This is a genomic window from Chengkuizengella marina (genome assembly GCF_009910845.1).
GTDB classification, from domain to species: domain Bacteria; phylum Bacillota; class Bacilli; order Paenibacillales; family KCTC-33759; genus Chengkuizengella; species Chengkuizengella marina.
In genome coordinates this window covers 63,661-81,902 of sequence record NZ_SIJB01000027.1, presented here as the reverse complement: position 1 = coordinate 81,902, position 18,242 = coordinate 63,661, and the positions used below count along the sequence as shown (strand labels likewise).

Below are 18,242 nucleotides of genomic sequence, written 5' to 3'. Positions count from 1 at the left end.
TATAATATAAGAAAAATACAACTTTGTAATACTTAGATATTAGGGAAATAACCACCCCTTTATTAAAAGGAGGAGTAAAGTTGACAAAGAGTGAATCGTGGATACGTTTGGGGTTTGATTTTTTAAAAAGAAAAATATTAGTAAGTACAATCAGTATACTTGTCATTTTGGTTATAGAGTTTGCCATTTATACACTTTATTTTGGTGAGAGTATTAATGTAATAAAGGAAAACTTATCTTTGATAACAGCAGTTCAAATGGTTTTTATGGTAGTTCCATTAATCGTCATTGCTATTCCTATTTCAATTTTGTCAGATGTTGTAACTGATCAAATTTATAAAGATAGTCGTAAATTTATCGCTTTTTTCCTACATGTTATGTTATTCATAATTTTCAGTTTACTATTTGCCAATGGATTTCCTGGAGTTATATTAGTTGTCGGTTTAACTGGTGTTTTATATTGGTTAATTGATGAATTTATTAGAGCATATTTATTTAAAATGAGTTGAAATTCTACAAGGAGGTGTAATCATGAGAAAATTATTACAAAAAGAAGGAATTGGATGGGTTGAAAAACAAATTATTTCAAACGATCAATTCAATCAGTTACTTGAATTGTATCCAGAACAGGATAAACGTTCTTATAAAATAATCCCCATATTGGCTAGTTTATTAATTGGATTAGGAATATTGACTTTTATTGCATCTAATTGGTCATTAATTTCAAATCCTATAAAATTATCAATCATTATCATTGTAATGTTAGGATTTTATGGATTTGGAGAACGAATGGTTGGTAAGGGATCTTTAGTTATGGGTCATTGCTTTGTATCGTTAGGGGTAATTACCTTTGGTGCAGGCATTATTTTAACAGGACAGATGTTCCATCTTAGTGCAAATGATGTTACGTCATTTATCGTATGGGGATTAGCAGGAATAGTAATGACCTATTTATATCGTAGTTCATTATTGTTTTATCTAACCCTCGTGATTTTGAATTTTTCACAAGGAATTAGTATGATTACGTATAATCAATTTAGCTTTGTTACCTTTATTTTGTTAATGATAGGTCTAGGGTTATTTGCATTTAAGTATAGACATAATATTGTGGTTATATTATTGTCTACTTCTGTTTTTATTCAATCATTGTTTTTGTTTTCAGATTATGATATCTCTTGGTTTTGGATGCTTGTTCCTGTTTATTTGTTTTATGTGTTGGCTGATATTTTTCCTAAAGACTTTTTCTTTTCAATATATAGGAAGTTAAGTTTAGTATTCTTTTTTATATTTTCGTTATATATGGTTTTATTTAGAAGTTCTGAATCTTTTTCAGCCTTTCATTTTATAACCTTTTTGGTTATTGCTTTGATTTCAATTTCATTTAAGTGGAAAAACAATCGATTATTTACGGGATATGAATGGATTATAATAATACCCGCTTTTTATTTGTTTCCATTAACAGATGTTATCTATATATTTATGATGTATTTCTTCTCCATGTATTTATTATGGCATGGTTTCAAGTTAAGAAATAGAGTGACTGTTAATTTGGGAAGTTTCTCGTTTTTATTCAGTACACTTGTAGCATATCTCAATTTGACCTGGGACTTTATGCCGAAATCAATTTCATTCATTCTCGGTGGAGGATTGCTGTTTGTAATTTACTACTTATTGCAAAAACAAAAGAATAAATGGCTAATTGATGGCGGAGGTGATTAATTTGAGAACTTCAAAGAGAGGTTGGTTTATCATAGCCCTCCTATTCCAAGTTTGTTTTTTAATTTCTATTTCACTTAGTAATTATTCTGTAGAATGGTTTGGGAAGGAATTAAGATTAAAAACTGTACCTGTTGATCCTAGAGATTTATTTTACGGAGATTACGTTGTTTTACATTATGAGATTAATACTATTCCTAAAAAGTTATGGCAAGAAGATAAATATCCTGATAATGGGGAGAAGCTCGTAATTGGATTAATGGAGAAGAACGGTTATTATACAGTTGAATCTATTGGTCATGTTAAACCTAAGGATGAAATGGAAGGTAACATTTATCTTGAGGGAGTGGTTTCTCATATTAGACCAGATTCCATTTTTGTGGAATATGGTATAGAGAAGTATTATGTTCCTGAAGGAGAAGGTAAAGAATTAGAAGAACTAAGAGGAGAAATTGACGTAATTGTGAAAAAGGCACAATGGGGAAACGCTAAAATTTCACGGATTGAATTTTCTGAAAATTGATTTTATATAGAAAATATATTTTTTAGTGAAAATAAATAACGATGGCAGTCTTCCTTAAGAAGATACCATCGTTATTTTAATTTATATAAAAAATGATTACACCTTACATTTTGACAGAACCCAAGCTATAGAATAAGGGGTGACTGATTTTAATGTATAAATTCTAATTTATTCTATATGTTTTTGTGTTAAGTTAATCTATCTATTTAATTAGGTATGAAAATGTAAGTCACATCATTTTTTGTTTATATAAATTTTTATTTCTATTATTCAGTAGACTCTTCAGTTGAAGCTTCTTCTTCTATACCATCTTCAGTTCCTTCAGCGTCAACTTCTTCCTCTGTATCTTCAGTTGTTTCAGCGTCAGTTTCTTCCTCAGTACCTTCTTCAGTTCCTTCAGTGTCAACTTCTTCCTCTGTACCTTCTTCTTCAGTATTCATTTCTTCATTTTCTTGAATTTCTTCTTGCTGATCCTGTGGTTCTACATCTGTTTCTTCTGATGTACAAGCTGCTGCAAAAATAGTGATAGCTCCTAGAATCGCAAAAATTTGTAATGCTTTTTTCATTTTTTGTTTCCCCCTGATTTTTATTTGATACAAGACTTATTTTAGTTTGCTAACCTTAAAATTACATTAATTTTCAATTAAAATGATATAAAGATTTAAAAATTTCCATTAACATCTTTATTCTGCTAATTTATGAAAGTAAAGTACAATACACCTAACTGAAAGTGAATTGGAAAGATTGATACCGTGTTGATAAGGAGTTGAAGAATTTTGTTAGGAACAATATACTAACATGAGACTATGAAAAGCAGGTGTATATGAATGAAATTTAACACAATCCTATTTGACCTAGATGGAACATTAACAGATCCCAAAATTGGAATTACAAAATCAATACAATATGCATTAGCTAAATTTGATATTGATGTAAAAGATTTAAATAAACTTGAATCTTTTATAGGTCCTCCACTGCATCAATCCTTTATGGAATTTTACTCGTTTAATGAAACGAAGGCCAAGGAAGCAGTAGTGTATTATAGAGAATACTTTGCTGAGAAGGGTTTATATGAGAATGAACTATATGATGGAATAGTGCAATTGTTGTTGGAGTTAACAAAACAAAATAAACAATTGTATGTAGCGACTTCAAAACCAACTTTTTTTGCAGACAAAGTTTTACAGCATTTTGATATAAAAAAATACTTTCAGTTTACAAGTGGAAGCAATTTAGACGGAACAAGATCAGATAAAGCTGAAGTCATCCAATATTTAATTGAAAACAAAGGTTTGGATTTGAATGATATAGTAATGATAGGGGATCGAAAATATGATCTAATCGGAGCACAAAATAATGGGGTTGCATCCATTGCTGTTGGTTATGGCTATGGAAGTAAACAAGAATTATTAGAAAAAAATCCTACTTATTATGTAGAAACAGTCAAAGAATTACAGGATGTTTTGATTGGATAACTAAAATGAATGTTATAATTGATCTTTCGAAAAACAGAACATATGTTTGAAAAATTCAATTTTCCATGTTAATATATTCTTATTAATCTAGGGAGATTTAATCTATGAATTATAAAGAAACTATAAACCAATATAAACATTTTACTGAATTTGTCATCTCTTTAAAAATGTTGCCTGATCCACTTTGGTTAGAGCCTATAACACAAGGAAAAGCATCTATTGGTGAAATTATCGGGCACTTATTAAATTGGGATACATACATTATTGATCATACAATTCCTGTTGTGAAAAATGGGGAGAAGATGGAATTCCCCGACTTTGATTATTTTAATCAGTTTGGATATGAATTAGCTAGAAAAAGGAAAAAAGTTGACCTAATCAATGAATTTGTGACAACAAGAAATAAACTATGTGATTTGTTATGGGACATGCCATTTGAAGAAATCACAAGGAAATTAAATCCCAATTCATTACTCTTTCTTATAGAAGAATTAAATGAACACGACGAACATCATTTAAGTCAAATTTTAAACAAATTAAATCACGAAAAGAGGAAATGGGACATTGAAAAATAAAAGTGCTCTATTAATAATTGATGTACAAGTGATTATGTTTACATTTGACGGAGGAAGTTTGTATAACGGGGGTAAAGTATTACAAAACATCCATGAATTGTTGACGAAGGCTCGCTATTCCAAAATACCAGTATTTTTTGTACAGCATACGGAAACCCCTAATTTAATTGAAGGTAAGGAGGGGTGGCCAATTCATCCTAGAATAAAACCACTTGAAAATGAGATGGTTATTCAGAAAAGTACATGTGATTCATTCTACAAAACAGACTTACATGAAAAGTTACAAGAACAGGGAATAGAAAGTTTAATTATAGTAGGGATGCAAACAGATTTTTGTGTAGATACAACCTGTCGGCGTGCTTTTAGCTTGGGATACAATAACAAATTAATAGCAGATGGACACTCCACTTTTGATACCAAGGTATTAAAAGCAGAGCAAATTATAGAACATCACAACAGTGTTTTAGGCGGTAGGTTTGCACATTTAAAAGCAGCGAATGAAATCAATTTTAATTAACTCAAAATATTATGTGAGTGAGTTTTGATATTGATTATTTGTTTTTATAAATGTTTCAATTAAGGTATAATATATTTGATTTAAAGAAATGAAAGAGAGTGAAACATTTATGGGTCGTAAGTGGAATAATATTAAAGAAAAAAAGGCATCAAAAGATGCAAAAACTAGTCAAATATATGCAAAATTCGGACGTGAAATTTATGTAGTAGCAAAACAAGGTGAACCTGATCCGGAGTCAAATCAAGCTTTAAAATTCGTACTAGAGCGAGCTAAAACGTACAATGTACCAAAGGCTATAATAGATCGTGCGATAGAGAAAGCAAAAGGTGGGTCTGACGAGAATTATGATAAACTTCGTTATGAAGGATTTGGACCTAATGGATCTATGGTTATCGTAGATGCCCTAACGAATAACGTGAATCGTACGGCGCCAGAAGTGCGCTCTGCTTTTAATAAAAATGGTGGGAATATGGGAGTAAGTGGTTCTGTAGCCTATATGTTTGATGAAACGGCTGTTATAGGTGTGGAAGGGAAAACAGAAGATGAAGTGCTTGAACTACTAATGGAATCTGATTTAGACGTTCGTGATATTTTAACAGAAGATAGTGCAATTATTGTTTATGCTGAACCTGATCAATTACATGCAGTTCAAGAAGCGTTCAGAAGTGCTGGTATTTCTGAATTCACTGTAGCAGAAATAACGATGATTGCACAAAATGATATAACTCTCCCAGAAGAGGCACAGGATCAATTTGAAAAAATGATTGATGCATTAGAGGACTTAGAAGATGTTCAGCAAGTTTATCACAATGTAGATCTTGGGGAATAATGAAATATGAAAGCAGACCTTGAATATGATTTTACAGGTCTGTTTTTTCATTAAACATCAATTCAAATGTAAATTTTAATTATATTCTTAGGGGGTACACATGAATGCAAAAAAAATAGCAGGAGAAAAAGCTACTGAACTTATAACAGAAGGAATGGTAGTGGGGTTAGGTACTGGTTCTACAGCATTTTGGGCAGTAGAAAAGCTTGGTGAATTAGTGAAAAATGGCTTAAATATCAAGGGAATTCCCACCTCAAAAAGCACAGAAAAACTAGCAATTGAAATGAATATACCTCTCATTTCATTTTCTGATGTAAATCACATAGATATTACCATAGATGGAGCTGATGAAATAAGCCCAACTTTAGATCTAATAAAAGGTGGGGGAGGCGCTTTATTAAGAGAAAAAATCGTGGCGTTTGCTTCAAAAAAATTTGTAGTAGTTGCTGATGAATCCAAATATGTGAATGAACTGGGTTCATTTCCTTTACCTGTAGAAATTACTCCGTTCGGGTTTGAAGCAACGATAAGAGAAATTCAAAAATTTAAATGCCAAACAAAAATAAGAAAATTAGAAAAGAATGAACCATTTATCACAGATAATGGGAACTATATTTTGGATTGTTATTTTGAATCCATTGAAGATTCATCATTTCTAAATACTCAATTAAATTTGATTCCGGGAGTAGTAGAAAACGGCCTGTTTGTAAATATGGCTGATCAAGTCATCATTGGATACAATGATGGTGATGTGAAAGTATTGGATAAATAAGAATAAATAAAAAGATATATCATTATTAGATTAAGAATGATATGTCTTTTTTTGTACACTAATATATTTGATTGAGAAAACAAGAAGTGGAAAAATCATCAATTTAAGTAGCCTTTAAAATGCTATACCATATCTGCCATCCCATCTCCATTCTTCTATCTCTAGGTTGCATATATATTATTAAATACCATCATCATTTTATTGTTGAACGGTGAAGTATGGGACCTTCATTGTAAATAACTTTCTTTTCAAAATAACCTTTTTGATTATGCTTATATTGTAAAAAACTTAAGGTAGTTCCTTTTGTTAGAAAGATAATAGTATTTTGATTTTCCTCTTCGTTTGATATGTATAGTTCAGCCTTGTACATGGTCATCAAATAGGGTAGGGTGTAAAAATTCCCTTCGTCTTCAACAACTAACTGCCAGACATGACTGTCATCCCAGAGGTATTGATTTTTATTTTCTGGATCAGGTTTTAGAGCTGGAGATATAGATAACTTAATATGTTCTTTTTTTTCATCACCATCAATATCCTCTTCAATTTCTTCAACAGTCAGAATGTCTTCATAAGATTTAACTTGGCCTTTCTCTATTATTATGTTACTATCTGTTGATATTGTTTCATTAGAACAGCCTGCAATTAGAACAAAAATTAAAACTAAAAGTGTTACTCTCTTAATATAAATCACTCCTTAAAATAATCTTTTTATCTTATCAAATTTCCACATGTAATGCACTAGTAAAATATTAAATTCATAAATGCAAAAAGGGGTAAATAGATATGAAGAGATATAAGGTTGCTTATTATATATTTCTTGTACTATTAGGGATTATATTAATGGGGAATACGAATAATAATTCAACTCCTTTCAGCGAGAGAATATTTCCGCCCATACATACAGGAGAAACTGCTACTTTTCATTATTCTGGTTTCATCATTTTATTCTCATTGTATTATGGTTTTAAAGGACTTTTATCATTAAAAAAACAAATGACAAACATTAGAATAAAGGCGATTATTCTAGCAGTTTTAACCCTTCTTATAATGACTGATTTATGGGAATATGGTATTAAAAGTTATAAAAGTAGCTATCACAACTTAAACGCTATCTACAGTTATAATGAAAAAAATAGCATTTCATATAGATCTGAAGAAAAAAGAGCTTATATTACAGGTACAATTCATTTAGAAAACCTTAGTAACGAAAAACAAGAATTTTTTATAAAAATAACTTTACCCTTATCTTTGAATGATACTATAGATAATAAGGAACTTTTTGCATTGGAGGAGGATTTAGAGAGTAAAAAGTCCTTCACTCTACATCCAAAGCAAGAAAAGGTGATAGAATTCGTGTTAAATGAAAGTTTGTTAGATAAAAATAGTCATGCGTATAGATTTACTAATTTATTTGAATATACTTTAATTCATGGTCGTGAAGAAGTGAGTTTTGTTGGTAACTGATCCTAATAATTTAAAGAAGAAGCAATATGCGGTGAGATACAGCAAGTGGAATATAGTATTATTTTAGAAAAAAGGAGATAACCATGAAAATACCTTGGTACTTAGGACTCATTGCAGCCGGCACTTGTTGAAATGGAAAGTACTCAAAAATACAGTCAGATAATAGATATGCTTCAGATATCTGTAATCGATCTCCAAACACAGAGAGAAATATTATTAACTCCTCATCAAAATGTATTCTATAGTTTAAATGACGTAGAGGCTAAATCATTGTATAACTTTACTATAGAAAGTGGTGAAAGCTATAGAGTAGTAACCGACACAGAAGCTTTACCACATCATGAGATTAAATTGACTATTTTCCATAATTTGTTAGGGAGTTTATTCAGTGTTTTGGTATCTATAGGGATAACGTTAATTGTAACAGCATTATTGGTTGCTATCTCATTTATCATAAAATGGAGAACAAGAAAAAAATAGTATTTTTTAAAGTATATAGATATTATTTAACTAAAAATGTTAAGCTGTTATTAGGAGAATATTGATTGAAAATCATTGATCTTTAATTTAGGAGATGCACAGTTGAAAACTTTACTACGAGGAATCATAGCTATACTAATGATATTTTATTTATTCGTTTTAATATACTGGATGTTTGTAGGATTTGGTAGAACGGAGATTAATAGTAGCTTCAGTTACAACTTAACCCCTTTCAGTACGATTAAGCAATATTTTTATTACTACAACTATTTCGAACCGGAAATTTGGATTATAAATATAATAGGTAATATTGCAGTGTTTATCCCTTTTGGAGTATTTGTGCCATTTGTGCTGAGATATAATATTTTCAAATTCATTTTTCATTTTATTTTAGGGATTACGTGCTTGGAAGTTTTCCAATTAGTGTTGAAAAGAGGAAGTTTTGACATTGATGATATTATATTAAACACAATTGGAGCTATCATTGGATTTATTATATATAAAATTGTGAAAAGATTATTAGAAAGAAAAGTGATAGGGTAAGGTGACAACATGAGCCATCCAATATTATATGGTTCCGTACATATATTGATTTATCAAAATGATAATGAAGTTTTACTTTTAAAAAGAAAGAATACAGGGTTTGAAGATGGAAAATGGGGTATAATTGCGGGAAAAATAGAAGGTAGAGAGGAAATAGTCTCAGCTGCAATTAGAGAAGCCAAAGAAGAAGCAGGTATTATTATAGATCCAAAAGAAGTGAAGGTTGTTGGAGTAATGCACAGGAATAATATAAAAAATGAATGGATCGATTTTTACGTAAAAATTGACTCATGGCAAGGTGAGATCGTAAATATTGAACCAGATAAATGTGAAGAACTTAAGTGGTTTAAAGTGAACAAGTTACCGAATAATCTGATTCCCTTCATTAGAAAAGCTATTGAAAAAAATCATAAACATATGTGGTTTGAGAGTTTCGGTTGGGAAAATAGCTGAAAGATCTAGTATACATGTGCCATTTATATAGATTGATTTCACAAAATATGCTATGCAATAGTTATGAGTAAGGAGAAAACTCGCCAATGCTGCGAGTTTTCTTTATTTTAAACTTTTTATCCTTACTGTGCTATTTTTAACTGTCCAATAGGGTATGAATCTGTTATAATCCATCTAATTAGTTAACAATAGTATATTAATCATTAAAATGCAGATTGAAAGGATGTTCATTTCATGTTTGTATGGTTCAGTGAATTAAATCCTACAGTTCAGGCTTTAATAGGTGGGCTTTTTACATGGGGATTAACCGCATTAGGTGCTGCAACTGTATTTTTCTTTAAAAGAATTGATAAACATGTATTAAATATGATGTTAGGATTTGCAGCTGGAGTGATGATAGCAGCTTCGTTTTGGTCATTATTGGCACCTTCAATTGAGTTTAGTGAACAAAATGGACAGATTCCTTGGCTGGCACCAGCAGTTGGTTTTTTACTTGGCGGTTTATTTATTCGGTTGTTAGACTTTGTAGTCCCACATCTTCATTTAAATGAAAAACATGAAAAAGCTGAGGGTCCTCAAACCCAGTTCCAAAAATCAACACTATTGTTTTTAGCGATTACTTTACATAACATTCCTGAAGGATTAGCTATTGGGGTTGCGTTTGGAGCAGCTTCTCTAGGTTTAGGAGAAGCATCATTAATAGGTGCAGTAGGTCTTGCCATAGGAATTGGTATTCAAAACATGCCAGAAGGAGCGGCTTTAGCTGTACCTTTACGTGGAGAAGGGATGTCCAGGACGAGAGCTTTCCATTATGGACAACTTTCTGCAATTGTTGAACCATTGGCTGCGGTGATTGGAGCAGGAGCGGTTTTACTTATACAACCTATTCTTCCATATGCGCTTGCATTTGCTGCTGGTGCAATGATTTTTGTAGTAGTAGAAGAACTTATACCTGAATCTCAATCATCAGGAAGTACTGATCTTGCAACATTAGGACTTATGGTTGGTTTTGTTGTCATGATGATATTAGACGTAGCTTTAGGGTAATAAAACCACATCATATATGAGGGGAGAATGAAGCTTGTTTAAGGGAATTATTTTTGATCTTGATGATACTTTACTTGACAGAAGTGAAACATTCGGTAAATTTTTAGAATTATTTATGGAGCAATATTTTAATTCATTGTCTTCATCAGAAAAGAATCAATGCATTCAAACAATAAAAAAAATTGATAATTATGGATACACAAAAAAAGAAGAAACATTCAATCAATTGCGTCAAACATTTACTTGGGAAGTCAAACCAGAGCTTGATGAATTGATGGATTTTTATTTTACTAACTATGTTCAATGTGCAGTTCTGGTAGAGCATACCGTTGAATTGCTTGAGTATTGTAAACAAAAAAACTACAAAATAGGGCTAGTGACAAATGGAAGAAATCAAATTCAATATGGAAAAATTAATCTTTTGAAAATTAGAGATTATTTTGATGCCATTGTAGTCTCTGAGGAGGCAGGAGTAAAAAAACCTAATCAACAAATTTTCCTAATGGCATTGGAACGATTAGATTTATTGCCACATGAAGCAATTTTTGTAGGTGATCATCCTAAAAATGATGTGTTAGGTGCTTCGCAGGCTGGTATGAAAGCGATTTGGATTAATAAAAACCAAAAGTGGGATGAAACATTGGAAGTAACACCATTAAAAACAATAAAGGCATTAAACGAACTAATTGAAATCATCAACAAACATCAAAAGGAGAACTCTTTGTGAATCTATTTATGCATACTAACTATTTAAAAGATGGGAATGCGAGACAAAAAAGTGCCTTTAAAATAATTGAATATTTAAACATCATGAAGGATCTTGAGTTGTTTAATCCATTACTAGCAGGTACGATTCCTATTGATATGGATGTTGAAAATAGTGACTTGGATATTCTTTGTGACAGAACAAACATATCAGGAATTAAAATGTATCATTGTGAATTTTGAATATAAAGGTTGGTTATTTGAAATTTTTGCACAACCTCAAGAAACGAAAAGACAAAACGCATTTCGTCATATGGTAATAGAAAATAGAATACTAAATTTAGCTGATAATAGTTTTAGACAGCTAATTATCTCATTAAAAAAACAAGGTATGAAAACTGAACCAGCATTTGCTAAGTTACTTGCTATAGAAGGAGATCCTTACATTGGGCTGCTCGAATTTGAAATTCTAAGTGATGTGGAGATTAAAGAAATTTTGGCAAAAAGGGTGACTATGTGATCTTGAATCAATAATAAAGTTTTACCTAGACTAGTAACTAAATTAAAAGCTGTAAGAGTAACTATTGTTGTAGAGTTGAAAGATTGTAATGAATTTCTAGTAAAACATTTTTACAATTTTTTAAATCCTATTTATACAATCCTCCAGTATAAATAGAAGCGATGTTATGAACGATTTCTTTAATTGGTGGAGTTTTAACATCCTTCACAATTTCCCATAAATACATTTCATTTGCGTGGAACCAAGCTCGTGCTACAATAGAACAATCCACATCAATTCGAGCAAGTTCATTTTTTTGGGCATAAGCGATGTCTTCACTAATACGTTTTATAAACTGTTCACGAATTTCAGTCCATTTTTTTCTTACATTATCTGAAAGTCGAATTGCCTCTTCAATGACTTGCATCATTAATTTTTCTTTGTTAGCCATATCCAAAAAAAGAATACTTTGTTGTTCAATTAAATCGTAGGCTTCCTTTTTAGATGTTGGTTTATAAGTCATGTTGGCAATTTCATAAAACCTAGCCATTACATCTTCCAATAGTTCAATTAAAAGATCATCTTTATTTTTAAAGTATACATAAGCTGTACCATAACCTGTTTTTGCTTTTTTTATAATTTGAGATATGGTTGTTTTTTGAAAACCATATTCGATAAATGTTTCTTGACCTGCATGTAATAATTTTTCTCTAGTTTGAGCCGATTGCAGTTTTCTTTTGGAGATTTTTTTAGTTTCCATTTTTAATTCAATCCTTTAAAGTGATATATAAGGCATATTAAGAAAAAGAATAACACAAATTGATGATTTATTGAACTATGAAGCTAGATTTTCATTTTTTATTGCATAAAAAAAGCAGAATTTCAATTGAAATTCTGCTTTCTATTTAATTAACAATATGTTATTTCATGCTTTCAGTCTGAGTTATGGTTTCTTTATTCTTTTGTACAGAATTGTTTGATAGAGTAAAACGTGATGTAAAATGTCTTAAGATTTTTGGCTCGTAAGTAAAACTAACTCCCTGAACTTCATTTCTTTTTTTATACACAGCTTTAATCCCATCCGCAATGTAACGAATGTGATTATCTGTGTAGACTCTCCTTGGAATCGTTAATCTTAACAATTCTAATGGAGATAGACCATCTTCCCCAGTTTTTATATCTCTACCAAATAACAAAGAACCAATTTCAACGCCACGAATTCCACTTTCTAGGTACAATGCAACAGCAAGTGCGTGAGCTGGGAATTGAGTTTTTGAAATATGAGGCAAAAACTTTTGAGCATCAATAAAAACAGCATGGCCACCTATTGGTTCTTGTATTGGTATTCCATCATTTTTTAATAAATCACCTAATAGTTGAACTTGACGTATGCGGTGTTCCAAATAATCGAATTCCACTACTTCCTGTAATCCGATTGCCAATGCTTCCATATCTCTTCCAGCTAAACCACCATAAGTTGGAAATCCTTCCATTGGAACAATGAAAGAACGACACTGCTCAAATAATTCATTATCATTACGAATAGCAAGAATGCCACCAATATTTACTAAACCATCCTTCTTGGCGCTCATGGTTAAACCATCACCATAAGAGAACATTTCAAGAACAATATCACGTATGGATTTGTTTTCATATCCAACCTCTCTCTTTTTAATAAAGTAGGCATTCTCTGCAAAACGAGCTGCATCAAAAAAAACAGGAATATGATTAGATTTACCTATTTGGGATACTTCCTTTATATTTTGCATTGAAACTGGTTGCCCACCTGCACTGTTACAAGTAATGGTGATTAAAATAAAGGCGATATTTTCTTTTCCATGTTTTTTAATATAAGAATTTAATTTGTTGATGTCAAAATTACCTTTGAATGGATGATCATTGGAAGTATCATATGCTTCATCTATTACCAGGTTGATTGCCTTTGCCTGATTTAATTCGATATGAGCCTTTGTAGTATCAAAGTGCATATTTCCAAGAACGGCTTGACCTTGATTATGAATTAGTTGTGGAAAAAGGACTTGTTCTGCTCCTCGTCCCTGATGAGTAGGAATGACATATTGATAACCAATAAGCTCTTGAACAGTCTGTTCTAGATGGTAAAAGTTCCTGCTGCCTGCATAGGATTCATCCCCCATCATCAAACCAGCCCATTGTTTATCACTCATTGCACCTGTTCCACTGTCTGTTAATAGGTCAATATATACATCATCACTTTTTAGTAAAAATGGATTATAACCTGCTTGTTCAATTTTTCTTTTTCGTTCCTCTTTAGGAATTAGTTGAATCGGCTCAACCATTTTAATTTTATAAGGTTCAGGAAAATAAGTACTCATAATATAAATTCCTCCTAATTTAAATGGTAACTAATAAACTCCATTAAATGATATTATGTCAATGACATTATGTCAATTTAATATATAAGGTTATGTTATGAAAATATGTTTATGATTGTTATTAAAATTATAAAGATGATGGAGGCTATAGAAAATGTTAAAATATTGAGGAGATACCTAATGATGAACAGTATTGAATTGATGAAAATGATAGGAGTTGTGAATCATGGCAAAGAAATTATTTTCTAATTACACTTTGAAAAATATTACTTTAAAGAATCGTATTGTAATGTCACCCATGTGTATGTATTCATGTGTCAAAGAAGATGGAAAAGTAATGGATTGGCATCTTACTCATTATACAAGTAGAGCGGTAGGGCAAGTAGGCTTAATTGTTGTAGAAGCTACAGCTGTACATCCTCAAGGTCGCATCTCTCTATATGACCTGGGAATATGGAATGATGAACAAATTGAAGGTTTAAAACAATTAACTGAAATGACTCATCAACATGGCAGTAAGATTGGGATACAATTAGCTCATGCAGGACGTAAAGCAGAAGTAGAGGGCAACATTTATGCACCTTCAGCCATCCCTTTTAACGATGAAATGAGAATCCCTAAAGAAATGTCCATTGAAGAAATAAATGAAATGATTCAGTCTTTTAAAGAAGGGGCTCGAAGAGCTAAGATTGCTGGATTTGATGTCATAGAAATTCATGGTGCTCATGGTTATTTAATAAGCAGTTTCTTATCTCCACTAACTAATCAGAGAACAGACGAGTATGGTGGGAGTACAGAAAAGCGATATCGTTTCTTATCACAGGTGGTAGAAGCAATAAAAGAAGAATGGGATGGTCCATTATTGGTTCGGATTTCTGCAAGTGATTATAAAGAAGGTGGCAATACACCCAATGATTTCATTTATTATGTCAAAAGAATGAAGGAGCAAGGTGTAGATTTAGTTGATTGCAGTTCAGGAGGTGTTGTACCTGCTTCGATTGATGCTTATCCTGGTTATCAGGTGAAGTTTGCTGATCAAATTCGAAATGAAGGAAACATGGCTACTGGTGCAGTAGGTTTGATCGTAAATGGATTGCAAGCTGAGGAAATTCTTAAAAATGAAAGAGCAGATCTTATTTTTATAGGTCGAGAATTATTAAGAGATCCTTATTGGGCTAGAACAGCTGCTAAGCAATTGCGTGTTGAAATCGAAAGTCCTGTTCAATATAACAGAGCTTGGTAAAGTAATTTGTTTGAATAAGATTTAAAAGGCAGCTTGAAGTATCAAGCTGCTAATAACATTTAAATTAACATGTGCTGATTAACCCTAAAGTGCAATATCAGAAAATGTTCATAAAGGAGATTTAATCCATGTTTGATATGTTAGTTAAACTGTATGACCTTTCAGATGAAATAAATAATCTAGATCAATTAATAAATGAAGGCATTTCCATAAAACGAGCATTGGTTCCTGATAAATATACTATAATTAATTATGTAAAAAATGAGTTTTATGAACAATGGGCGGGTGAATGTGATGTTGCTTTTTCTAATAATCCAGTTTCCTGTTTTATAGCAGTGAAGGATAAACAAGTTATCGGTTTCGCTTGTTACGATGTGACTGCAAAAGGTTATTTTGGGCCAACAGGTGTTTCTACAAAGTATAGAGGTTTAGGGATTGGAAAAGCACTTTTACTTAAATGTTTATTATCCATGAGAGAAGAAGGATATGGTTATGCAATCATTGGAGCCGTCGCTGACGCTGCTGGGTTTTATGAAAAAATAGTAAATGCCATAGCTATTGAAAACTCTTCGCCAGGAATATATGAAAGGTTAATTGATAACTAAATATGTTGACATGGTTCGTTAATAGAATAAAAGTATTATATTAAGTAAAAATAATTGAAAATAACTCGAGAGAAGCACTGATTATTTTCTCATTCGTAGATAAATTTCACTCAATTTTATCGCTCAATGCTCTCTCTCTATTTTGTTTTCTTACCCTTGATAGACATCTGCTTTAGATTGTTCCAACGACTTAATTTTTGTGCTGTCACTTCTGTGGAAAAAACAAAAAAGTTCCATTTCATTTCTTCTATTCCACTTATTTTACAACTGGAAAATACAAATATTAAATCTGGATTTTGTCCAATCACTATACCTTCTCCGACTTTATCAATAATAAACGTAAGATTAAAAAAAGTTACTTCATTGCCTATTAATGTATTAGCAACATTGGTTATGGGATCCTCACAACATACACATTCCCCTTTTGTATTTTTTTGAATCGGTTTTACATCTGGAATTTTTTTTGATGAAATTGGAAAATATTGAACTATATTGCAAATGGGTATATGAATTGGATTGCCTGAACCAACAGGAGATTTATCGATCCCCGACACAATGAAGTTTTTAACTTCCGTAACTTGAATATTAAAACCTCCAAACTCTGAACGTATTACAAGTTCTTCTCCTCTAAATTGTTCTAAAGTAAATTGCATCGGACAAACGCAACAATCGCAAATTGATTTTTCAAAGTTAACAAACATCTCTTTTAAATTTGGAGAAGACATAGTATCATTTGTTATTTCTTCTATTCCAGGTATCTTACAACTGGATAAAATTATTGTTGAACCGAAGGGTGGTTCAACTGAGGTTATATTTCCAAATACTATACCTTCTCCCACCTTTTCAATAATAAATTCAATAATCAATGATGATAAAGTTAATTCGATTCTAATAGATACTTCTTTACCTATTAATGCATTAGCAACATTGGTTATAGGATCCTCACAACATACACATTCCCCTTTCGTATTTTTTTGAATCGGTTTTACATCTGGAATTTTTGTGTTTGAAATTGGTGAAACAAAAAGGATATTACAGATCGGAATATGAATGAGGTTTCCTTGACTTGATCCTTCCACAACTATTCCAGATACAATAAAATTTTTAACTTCAATAATTTGAATTGTAGAAGTTAAAGTTTCTGAAAGTATAAAAACTTCTTCTCCTTTAAATTGTTCTAAGGCAAACTGCATCGGACAGACGCAACAATCGCAAATTGATTTTTCAAAGTTTAAAGACAACTCCTCTGAATTTGGAAGAGATAAAGCACCATTTGTCATTTCTTCTATTCCACTTATTTTACAACTAGAAAAAACAACTATTTCTTTGGGATTCTGCGCAATTACTATTCCTTCTCCTACATTTTCAATAATAAATAACCCTTCTAAAATAGAAACTTCCTTACCTATTAATGTCTTAGCAACATTGGTTATGGGATCCTCACAACATACACATTCCCCTTTGGAATTTTTTTGAATCGGTATTACTTCTGGAATCCTAGGAGGAATAACAAAAAATATATTGCAAATTGGTATATGAATTGGATTTCCTGAACCAACAGAAGACTTATCTATCCCAGACACAATAAAGTTGTTGATTTCCGTAATTTGAATATTAAAACTAATAATATCTCCTCCTAATTCTAGAGAAAATATATCAACTTCTTCACCTTTGAACTGTTCTAAAACAAACTGCATCGGACAGACACAACAATCGCAAATAGATTTTTCAAACATGTTTTCTTTCACCCCTTTTTTTGAGTTTGATCACGATATTTTTTTTTCTATTTTATGAAATATCCAACTTTTTGTGTGGACTACTGTCTAATGCATATGAAACTTTAAATGCAACTTTTTCAACTTTAGAAAGTATAAGTAGTCTAGAAACCCACTAAGTAGGAGGGCGAACATGAGACTTGCAGAAGCATTAATATTAAGAGCAGATTTACAAAGAAAGATATCTGAATTAAGACAACGACTAGAAAGAGTGGTTAGAGTTCAAGAAGATGAGGAGCCTGCAGAAGATCCAAAGGAACTATTTGCAGAAATACAAGGTTCTATTAATGAATTTACTTGTTTAGTAAAAAAAGTAAATAAAACAAATTCTTTAACAAAATTTGATTCATCACAAAGTATTGCTGACGTATTAGCTGAACGAGATGGTCTAATGCAAAGAAAAAAAGTATTGGATGGAATGCTCGAACATTCAGCCATAATACAAGATCGATATAGTAGATCAGAGATTAGATATCAAAGAACAATTGATGTCCGCGAAATTCAAAAAGAAATAGATAACGTTTCTAAAAAATATAGAGAATTAGATTTTAAAATACAAGAGAAGAATTGGAATATAGATTTAATAGAATAGTTTAAATGTGAAGGTAAACAATTTATTGATGTGAACACAACCCTTCCACAGGGTAAAGTGGAACCAATTCTAATG

At 31.4% G+C, this 18,242-nt stretch carries 22 protein-coding genes and 1 pseudogene; 18 read left to right on the top strand and 5 right to left on the bottom strand.

The features are described from left to right. Nucleotides 1-80 precede the first annotated feature (80 nt). Genes ERL59_RS12260 through ERL59_RS12250 form a run of 3 tightly spaced genes read left to right on the top strand, consistent with a single transcriptional unit; the run spans nt 81 to nt 2,239 of the window. Nucleotides 81-509 (top strand): hypothetical protein, encoded by a 429-nt coding sequence (locus ERL59_RS12260; protein ID WP_160646514.1) that lies wholly within the window; start codon nt 81-83, stop codon nt 507-509. Nucleotides 510-531: 22 nt separating this feature from the next. Continuing rightward, the gene (locus tag ERL59_RS12255; protein WP_160646513.1) at nt 532-1,719 is read left to right on the top strand and encodes a DUF2157 domain-containing protein; all 1,188 of its coding nucleotides are present in this window, start codon (nt 532-534) and stop codon (nt 1,717-1,719) included. Nucleotide 1,720: 1 nt separating this feature from the next. Next, complete coding sequence (locus tag ERL59_RS12250) at nt 1,721-2,239, top strand: GDYXXLXY domain-containing protein (RefSeq protein WP_160646512.1); 519 nt, start codon at nt 1,721-1,723, stop codon at nt 2,237-2,239. Between the two features lie 266 nt (nt 2,240-2,505). Here the strand turns inward: ERL59_RS12250 and ERL59_RS12245 are convergent, their stop codons facing one another. Then, nucleotides 2,506-2,805 (bottom strand): hypothetical protein, encoded by a 300-nt coding sequence (locus ERL59_RS12245; protein ID WP_160646511.1) that lies wholly within the window; start codon nt 2,803-2,805, stop codon nt 2,506-2,508. A 261-nt stretch (nt 2,806-3,066) separates the two neighbouring features. On the opposite strand from ERL59_RS12245, the gene ERL59_RS12240 reads away from it, so the two are divergent. The 5 genes from ERL59_RS12240 (at nt 3,067) to rpiA (ending at nt 6,407) form a co-directional block, all read left to right on the top strand. Further along, nucleotides 3,067-3,714 carry an HAD family hydrolase gene (locus ERL59_RS12240; protein ID WP_160646510.1) on the top strand — a complete coding sequence of 216 codons (648 nt, stop codon included), beginning with the start codon at nt 3,067-3,069 and terminating at the stop codon, nt 3,712-3,714. Nucleotides 3,715-3,818: 104 nt separating this feature from the next. Beyond that, nucleotides 3,819-4,289, top strand: a complete 471-nt coding sequence (locus ERL59_RS12235) for a DinB family protein (protein WP_160646509.1) — start codon at nt 3,819-3,821, stop codon at nt 4,287-4,289. Continuing rightward, nucleotides 4,279-4,806 carry a cysteine hydrolase family protein gene (locus ERL59_RS12230; RefSeq protein WP_160646508.1) on the top strand — a complete coding sequence of 176 codons (528 nt, stop codon included), beginning with the start codon at nt 4,279-4,281 and terminating at the stop codon, nt 4,804-4,806. The genes ERL59_RS12235 and ERL59_RS12230 overlap by 11 nt, the downstream gene beginning before the upstream one ends. 109 nt (nt 4,807-4,915) lie before the next feature. After that, entirely contained in the window at nt 4,916-5,635 is a 720-nt protein-coding gene (locus ERL59_RS12225) for a YebC/PmpR family DNA-binding transcriptional regulator (RefSeq protein WP_160646507.1), read from the top strand. 100 nt (nt 5,636-5,735) lie between these two features. Continuing rightward, a complete protein-coding gene (gene rpiA, locus ERL59_RS12220; protein ID WP_160646506.1) occupies nt 5,736-6,407 on the top strand; it encodes a ribose-5-phosphate isomerase RpiA in 672 nt (223 codons plus the stop codon). 193 nt (nt 6,408-6,600) lie between these two features. Here the strand turns inward: rpiA and ERL59_RS12215 are convergent, their stop codons facing one another. After that, nucleotides 6,601-7,098, bottom strand: coding sequence for a hypothetical protein (locus ERL59_RS12215; protein WP_160646505.1), 498 nt, complete (start codon nt 7,096-7,098; stop codon nt 6,601-6,603). Nucleotides 7,099-7,190: 92 nt separating this feature from the next. Here ERL59_RS12215 and ERL59_RS12210 point away from each other — a divergent pair, with 92 nt between their 5' ends. From ERL59_RS12210 to ERL59_RS12180, 7 genes and pseudogenes are all read left to right on the top strand, one after another. Continuing rightward, on the top strand, nt 7,191-7,871 hold the full coding sequence (locus tag ERL59_RS12210; RefSeq protein ID WP_160646504.1) for a hypothetical protein: 681 nt from the start codon (nt 7,191-7,193) through the stop codon (nt 7,869-7,871). Nucleotides 7,872-7,982: 111 nt separating this feature from the next. After that, nucleotides 7,983-8,351, top strand: coding sequence for a hypothetical protein (locus tag ERL59_RS12205; protein ID WP_160646503.1), 369 nt, complete (start codon nt 7,983-7,985; stop codon nt 8,349-8,351). Nucleotides 8,352-8,453: 102 nt separating this feature from the next. Next, entirely contained in the window at nt 8,454-8,894 is a 441-nt protein-coding gene (locus tag ERL59_RS12200; protein ID WP_160646502.1) for a VanZ family protein, read from the top strand. Nucleotides 8,895-8,903: 9 nt separating this feature from the next. After that, nucleotides 8,904-9,347 carry an NUDIX hydrolase gene (locus tag ERL59_RS12195; protein ID WP_160646501.1) on the top strand — a complete coding sequence of 148 codons (444 nt, stop codon included), beginning with the start codon at nt 8,904-8,906 and terminating at the stop codon, nt 9,345-9,347. Between the two features lie 234 nt (nt 9,348-9,581). Beyond that, the gene (locus ERL59_RS12190) at nt 9,582-10,394 is read left to right on the top strand and encodes a ZIP family metal transporter (RefSeq protein ID WP_160646500.1); all 813 of its coding nucleotides are present in this window, start codon (nt 9,582-9,584) and stop codon (nt 10,392-10,394) included. A 34-nt stretch (nt 10,395-10,428) separates the two neighbouring features. Next, the gene (locus tag ERL59_RS12185) at nt 10,429-11,121 is read left to right on the top strand and encodes an HAD family hydrolase (RefSeq protein WP_160646499.1); all 693 of its coding nucleotides are present in this window, start codon (nt 10,429-10,431) and stop codon (nt 11,119-11,121) included. Nucleotides 11,122-11,129: 8 nt separating this feature from the next. Next, nucleotides 11,130-11,619: pseudogene (locus ERL59_RS12180) on the top strand (DUF4269 domain-containing protein). A gap of 127 nt (nt 11,620-11,746) precedes the next feature. On the opposite strand, the gene ERL59_RS12175 reads toward ERL59_RS12180, so the two are convergent. Together ERL59_RS12175 and ERL59_RS12170 are read right to left on the bottom strand one after the other, a co-directional pair. Beyond that, entirely contained in the window at nt 11,747-12,358 is a 612-nt protein-coding gene (locus ERL59_RS12175; protein WP_160646498.1) for a TetR/AcrR family transcriptional regulator, read from the bottom strand. A 160-nt stretch (nt 12,359-12,518) separates the two neighbouring features. Continuing rightward, nucleotides 12,519-13,952, bottom strand: a complete 1,434-nt coding sequence (locus ERL59_RS12170) for a tryptophanase (protein WP_160646497.1) — start codon at nt 13,950-13,952, stop codon at nt 12,519-12,521. Nucleotides 13,953-14,178: 226 nt separating this feature from the next. Between ERL59_RS12170 and namA the strand changes: the two genes are divergently transcribed. Together namA and ERL59_RS12160 are read left to right on the top strand one after the other, a co-directional pair. Next, entirely contained in the window at nt 14,179-15,195 is a 1,017-nt protein-coding gene (namA, locus tag ERL59_RS12165; protein ID WP_160646496.1) for an NADPH dehydrogenase NamA, read from the top strand. Between the two features lie 128 nt (nt 15,196-15,323). Beyond that, a complete protein-coding gene (locus tag ERL59_RS12160) occupies nt 15,324-15,800 on the top strand; it encodes a GNAT family N-acetyltransferase (protein ID WP_160646495.1) in 477 nt (158 codons plus the stop codon). 137 nt (nt 15,801-15,937) lie between these two features. On the opposite strand, the gene ERL59_RS12155 is transcribed toward ERL59_RS12160, so the two are convergent. Next, nucleotides 15,938-17,536: a hypothetical protein gene (locus ERL59_RS12155; RefSeq protein WP_160646494.1), complete on the bottom strand. Its 1,599-nt coding sequence runs from the start codon at nt 17,534-17,536 to the stop codon at nt 15,938-15,940. A gap of 172 nt (nt 17,537-17,708) precedes the next feature. Here ERL59_RS12155 and ERL59_RS12150 point away from each other — a divergent pair, with 172 nt between their 5' ends. Next, nucleotides 17,709-18,167: a DIP1984 family protein gene (locus ERL59_RS12150; RefSeq protein ID WP_160646493.1), complete on the top strand. Its 459-nt coding sequence runs from the start codon at nt 17,709-17,711 to the stop codon at nt 18,165-18,167. Nucleotides 18,168-18,242 lie beyond the last annotated feature (75 nt).

What these genes read in the sequence shown, in the direction of transcription:
- ERL59_RS12255 (WP_160646513.1), top strand. Translation starts at nt 532, where the DNA reads ATGAGAAAATTATTACAAAAAGAAGGAATTGGATGGGTTGAAAAACAA.
- ERL59_RS12245 (WP_160646511.1), bottom strand. Translation starts at nt 2,805, where the DNA reads ATGAAAAAAGCATTACAAATTTTTGCGATTCTAGGAGCTATCACTATT.
- ERL59_RS12240 (WP_160646510.1), top strand. Translation starts at nt 3,067, where the DNA reads ATGAAATTTAACACAATCCTATTTGACCTAGATGGAACATTAACAGAT.
- ERL59_RS12235 (WP_160646509.1), top strand. Translation starts at nt 3,819, where the DNA reads ATGAATTATAAAGAAACTATAAACCAATATAAACATTTTACTGAATTT.
- ERL59_RS12225 (WP_160646507.1), top strand. Translation starts at nt 4,916, where the DNA reads ATGGGTCGTAAGTGGAATAATATTAAAGAAAAAAAGGCATCAAAAGAT.
- rpiA (WP_160646506.1), top strand. Translation starts at nt 5,736, where the DNA reads ATGAATGCAAAAAAAATAGCAGGAGAAAAAGCTACTGAACTTATAACA.
- ERL59_RS12210 (WP_160646504.1), top strand. Translation starts at nt 7,191, where the DNA reads ATGAAGAGATATAAGGTTGCTTATTATATATTTCTTGTACTATTAGGG.
- ERL59_RS12195 (WP_160646501.1), top strand. Translation starts at nt 8,904, where the DNA reads ATGAGCCATCCAATATTATATGGTTCCGTACATATATTGATTTATCAA.
- ERL59_RS12190 (WP_160646500.1), top strand. Translation starts at nt 9,582, where the DNA reads ATGTTTGTATGGTTCAGTGAATTAAATCCTACAGTTCAGGCTTTAATA.
- ERL59_RS12175 (WP_160646498.1), bottom strand. Translation starts at nt 12,358, where the DNA reads ATGGAAACTAAAAAAATCTCCAAAAGAAAACTGCAATCGGCTCAAACT.
- ERL59_RS12170 (WP_160646497.1), bottom strand. Translation starts at nt 13,952, where the DNA reads ATGAGTACTTATTTTCCTGAACCTTATAAAATTAAAATGGTTGAGCCG.
- namA (WP_160646496.1), top strand. Translation starts at nt 14,179, where the DNA reads ATGGCAAAGAAATTATTTTCTAATTACACTTTGAAAAATATTACTTTA.
- ERL59_RS12160 (WP_160646495.1), top strand. Translation starts at nt 15,324, where the DNA reads ATGTTTGATATGTTAGTTAAACTGTATGACCTTTCAGATGAAATAAAT.
- ERL59_RS12155 (WP_160646494.1), bottom strand. Translation starts at nt 17,536, where the DNA reads ATGTTTGAAAAATCTATTTGCGATTGTTGTGTCTGTCCGATGCAGTTT.
- ERL59_RS12150 (WP_160646493.1), top strand. Translation starts at nt 17,709, where the DNA reads ATGAGACTTGCAGAAGCATTAATATTAAGAGCAGATTTACAAAGAAAG.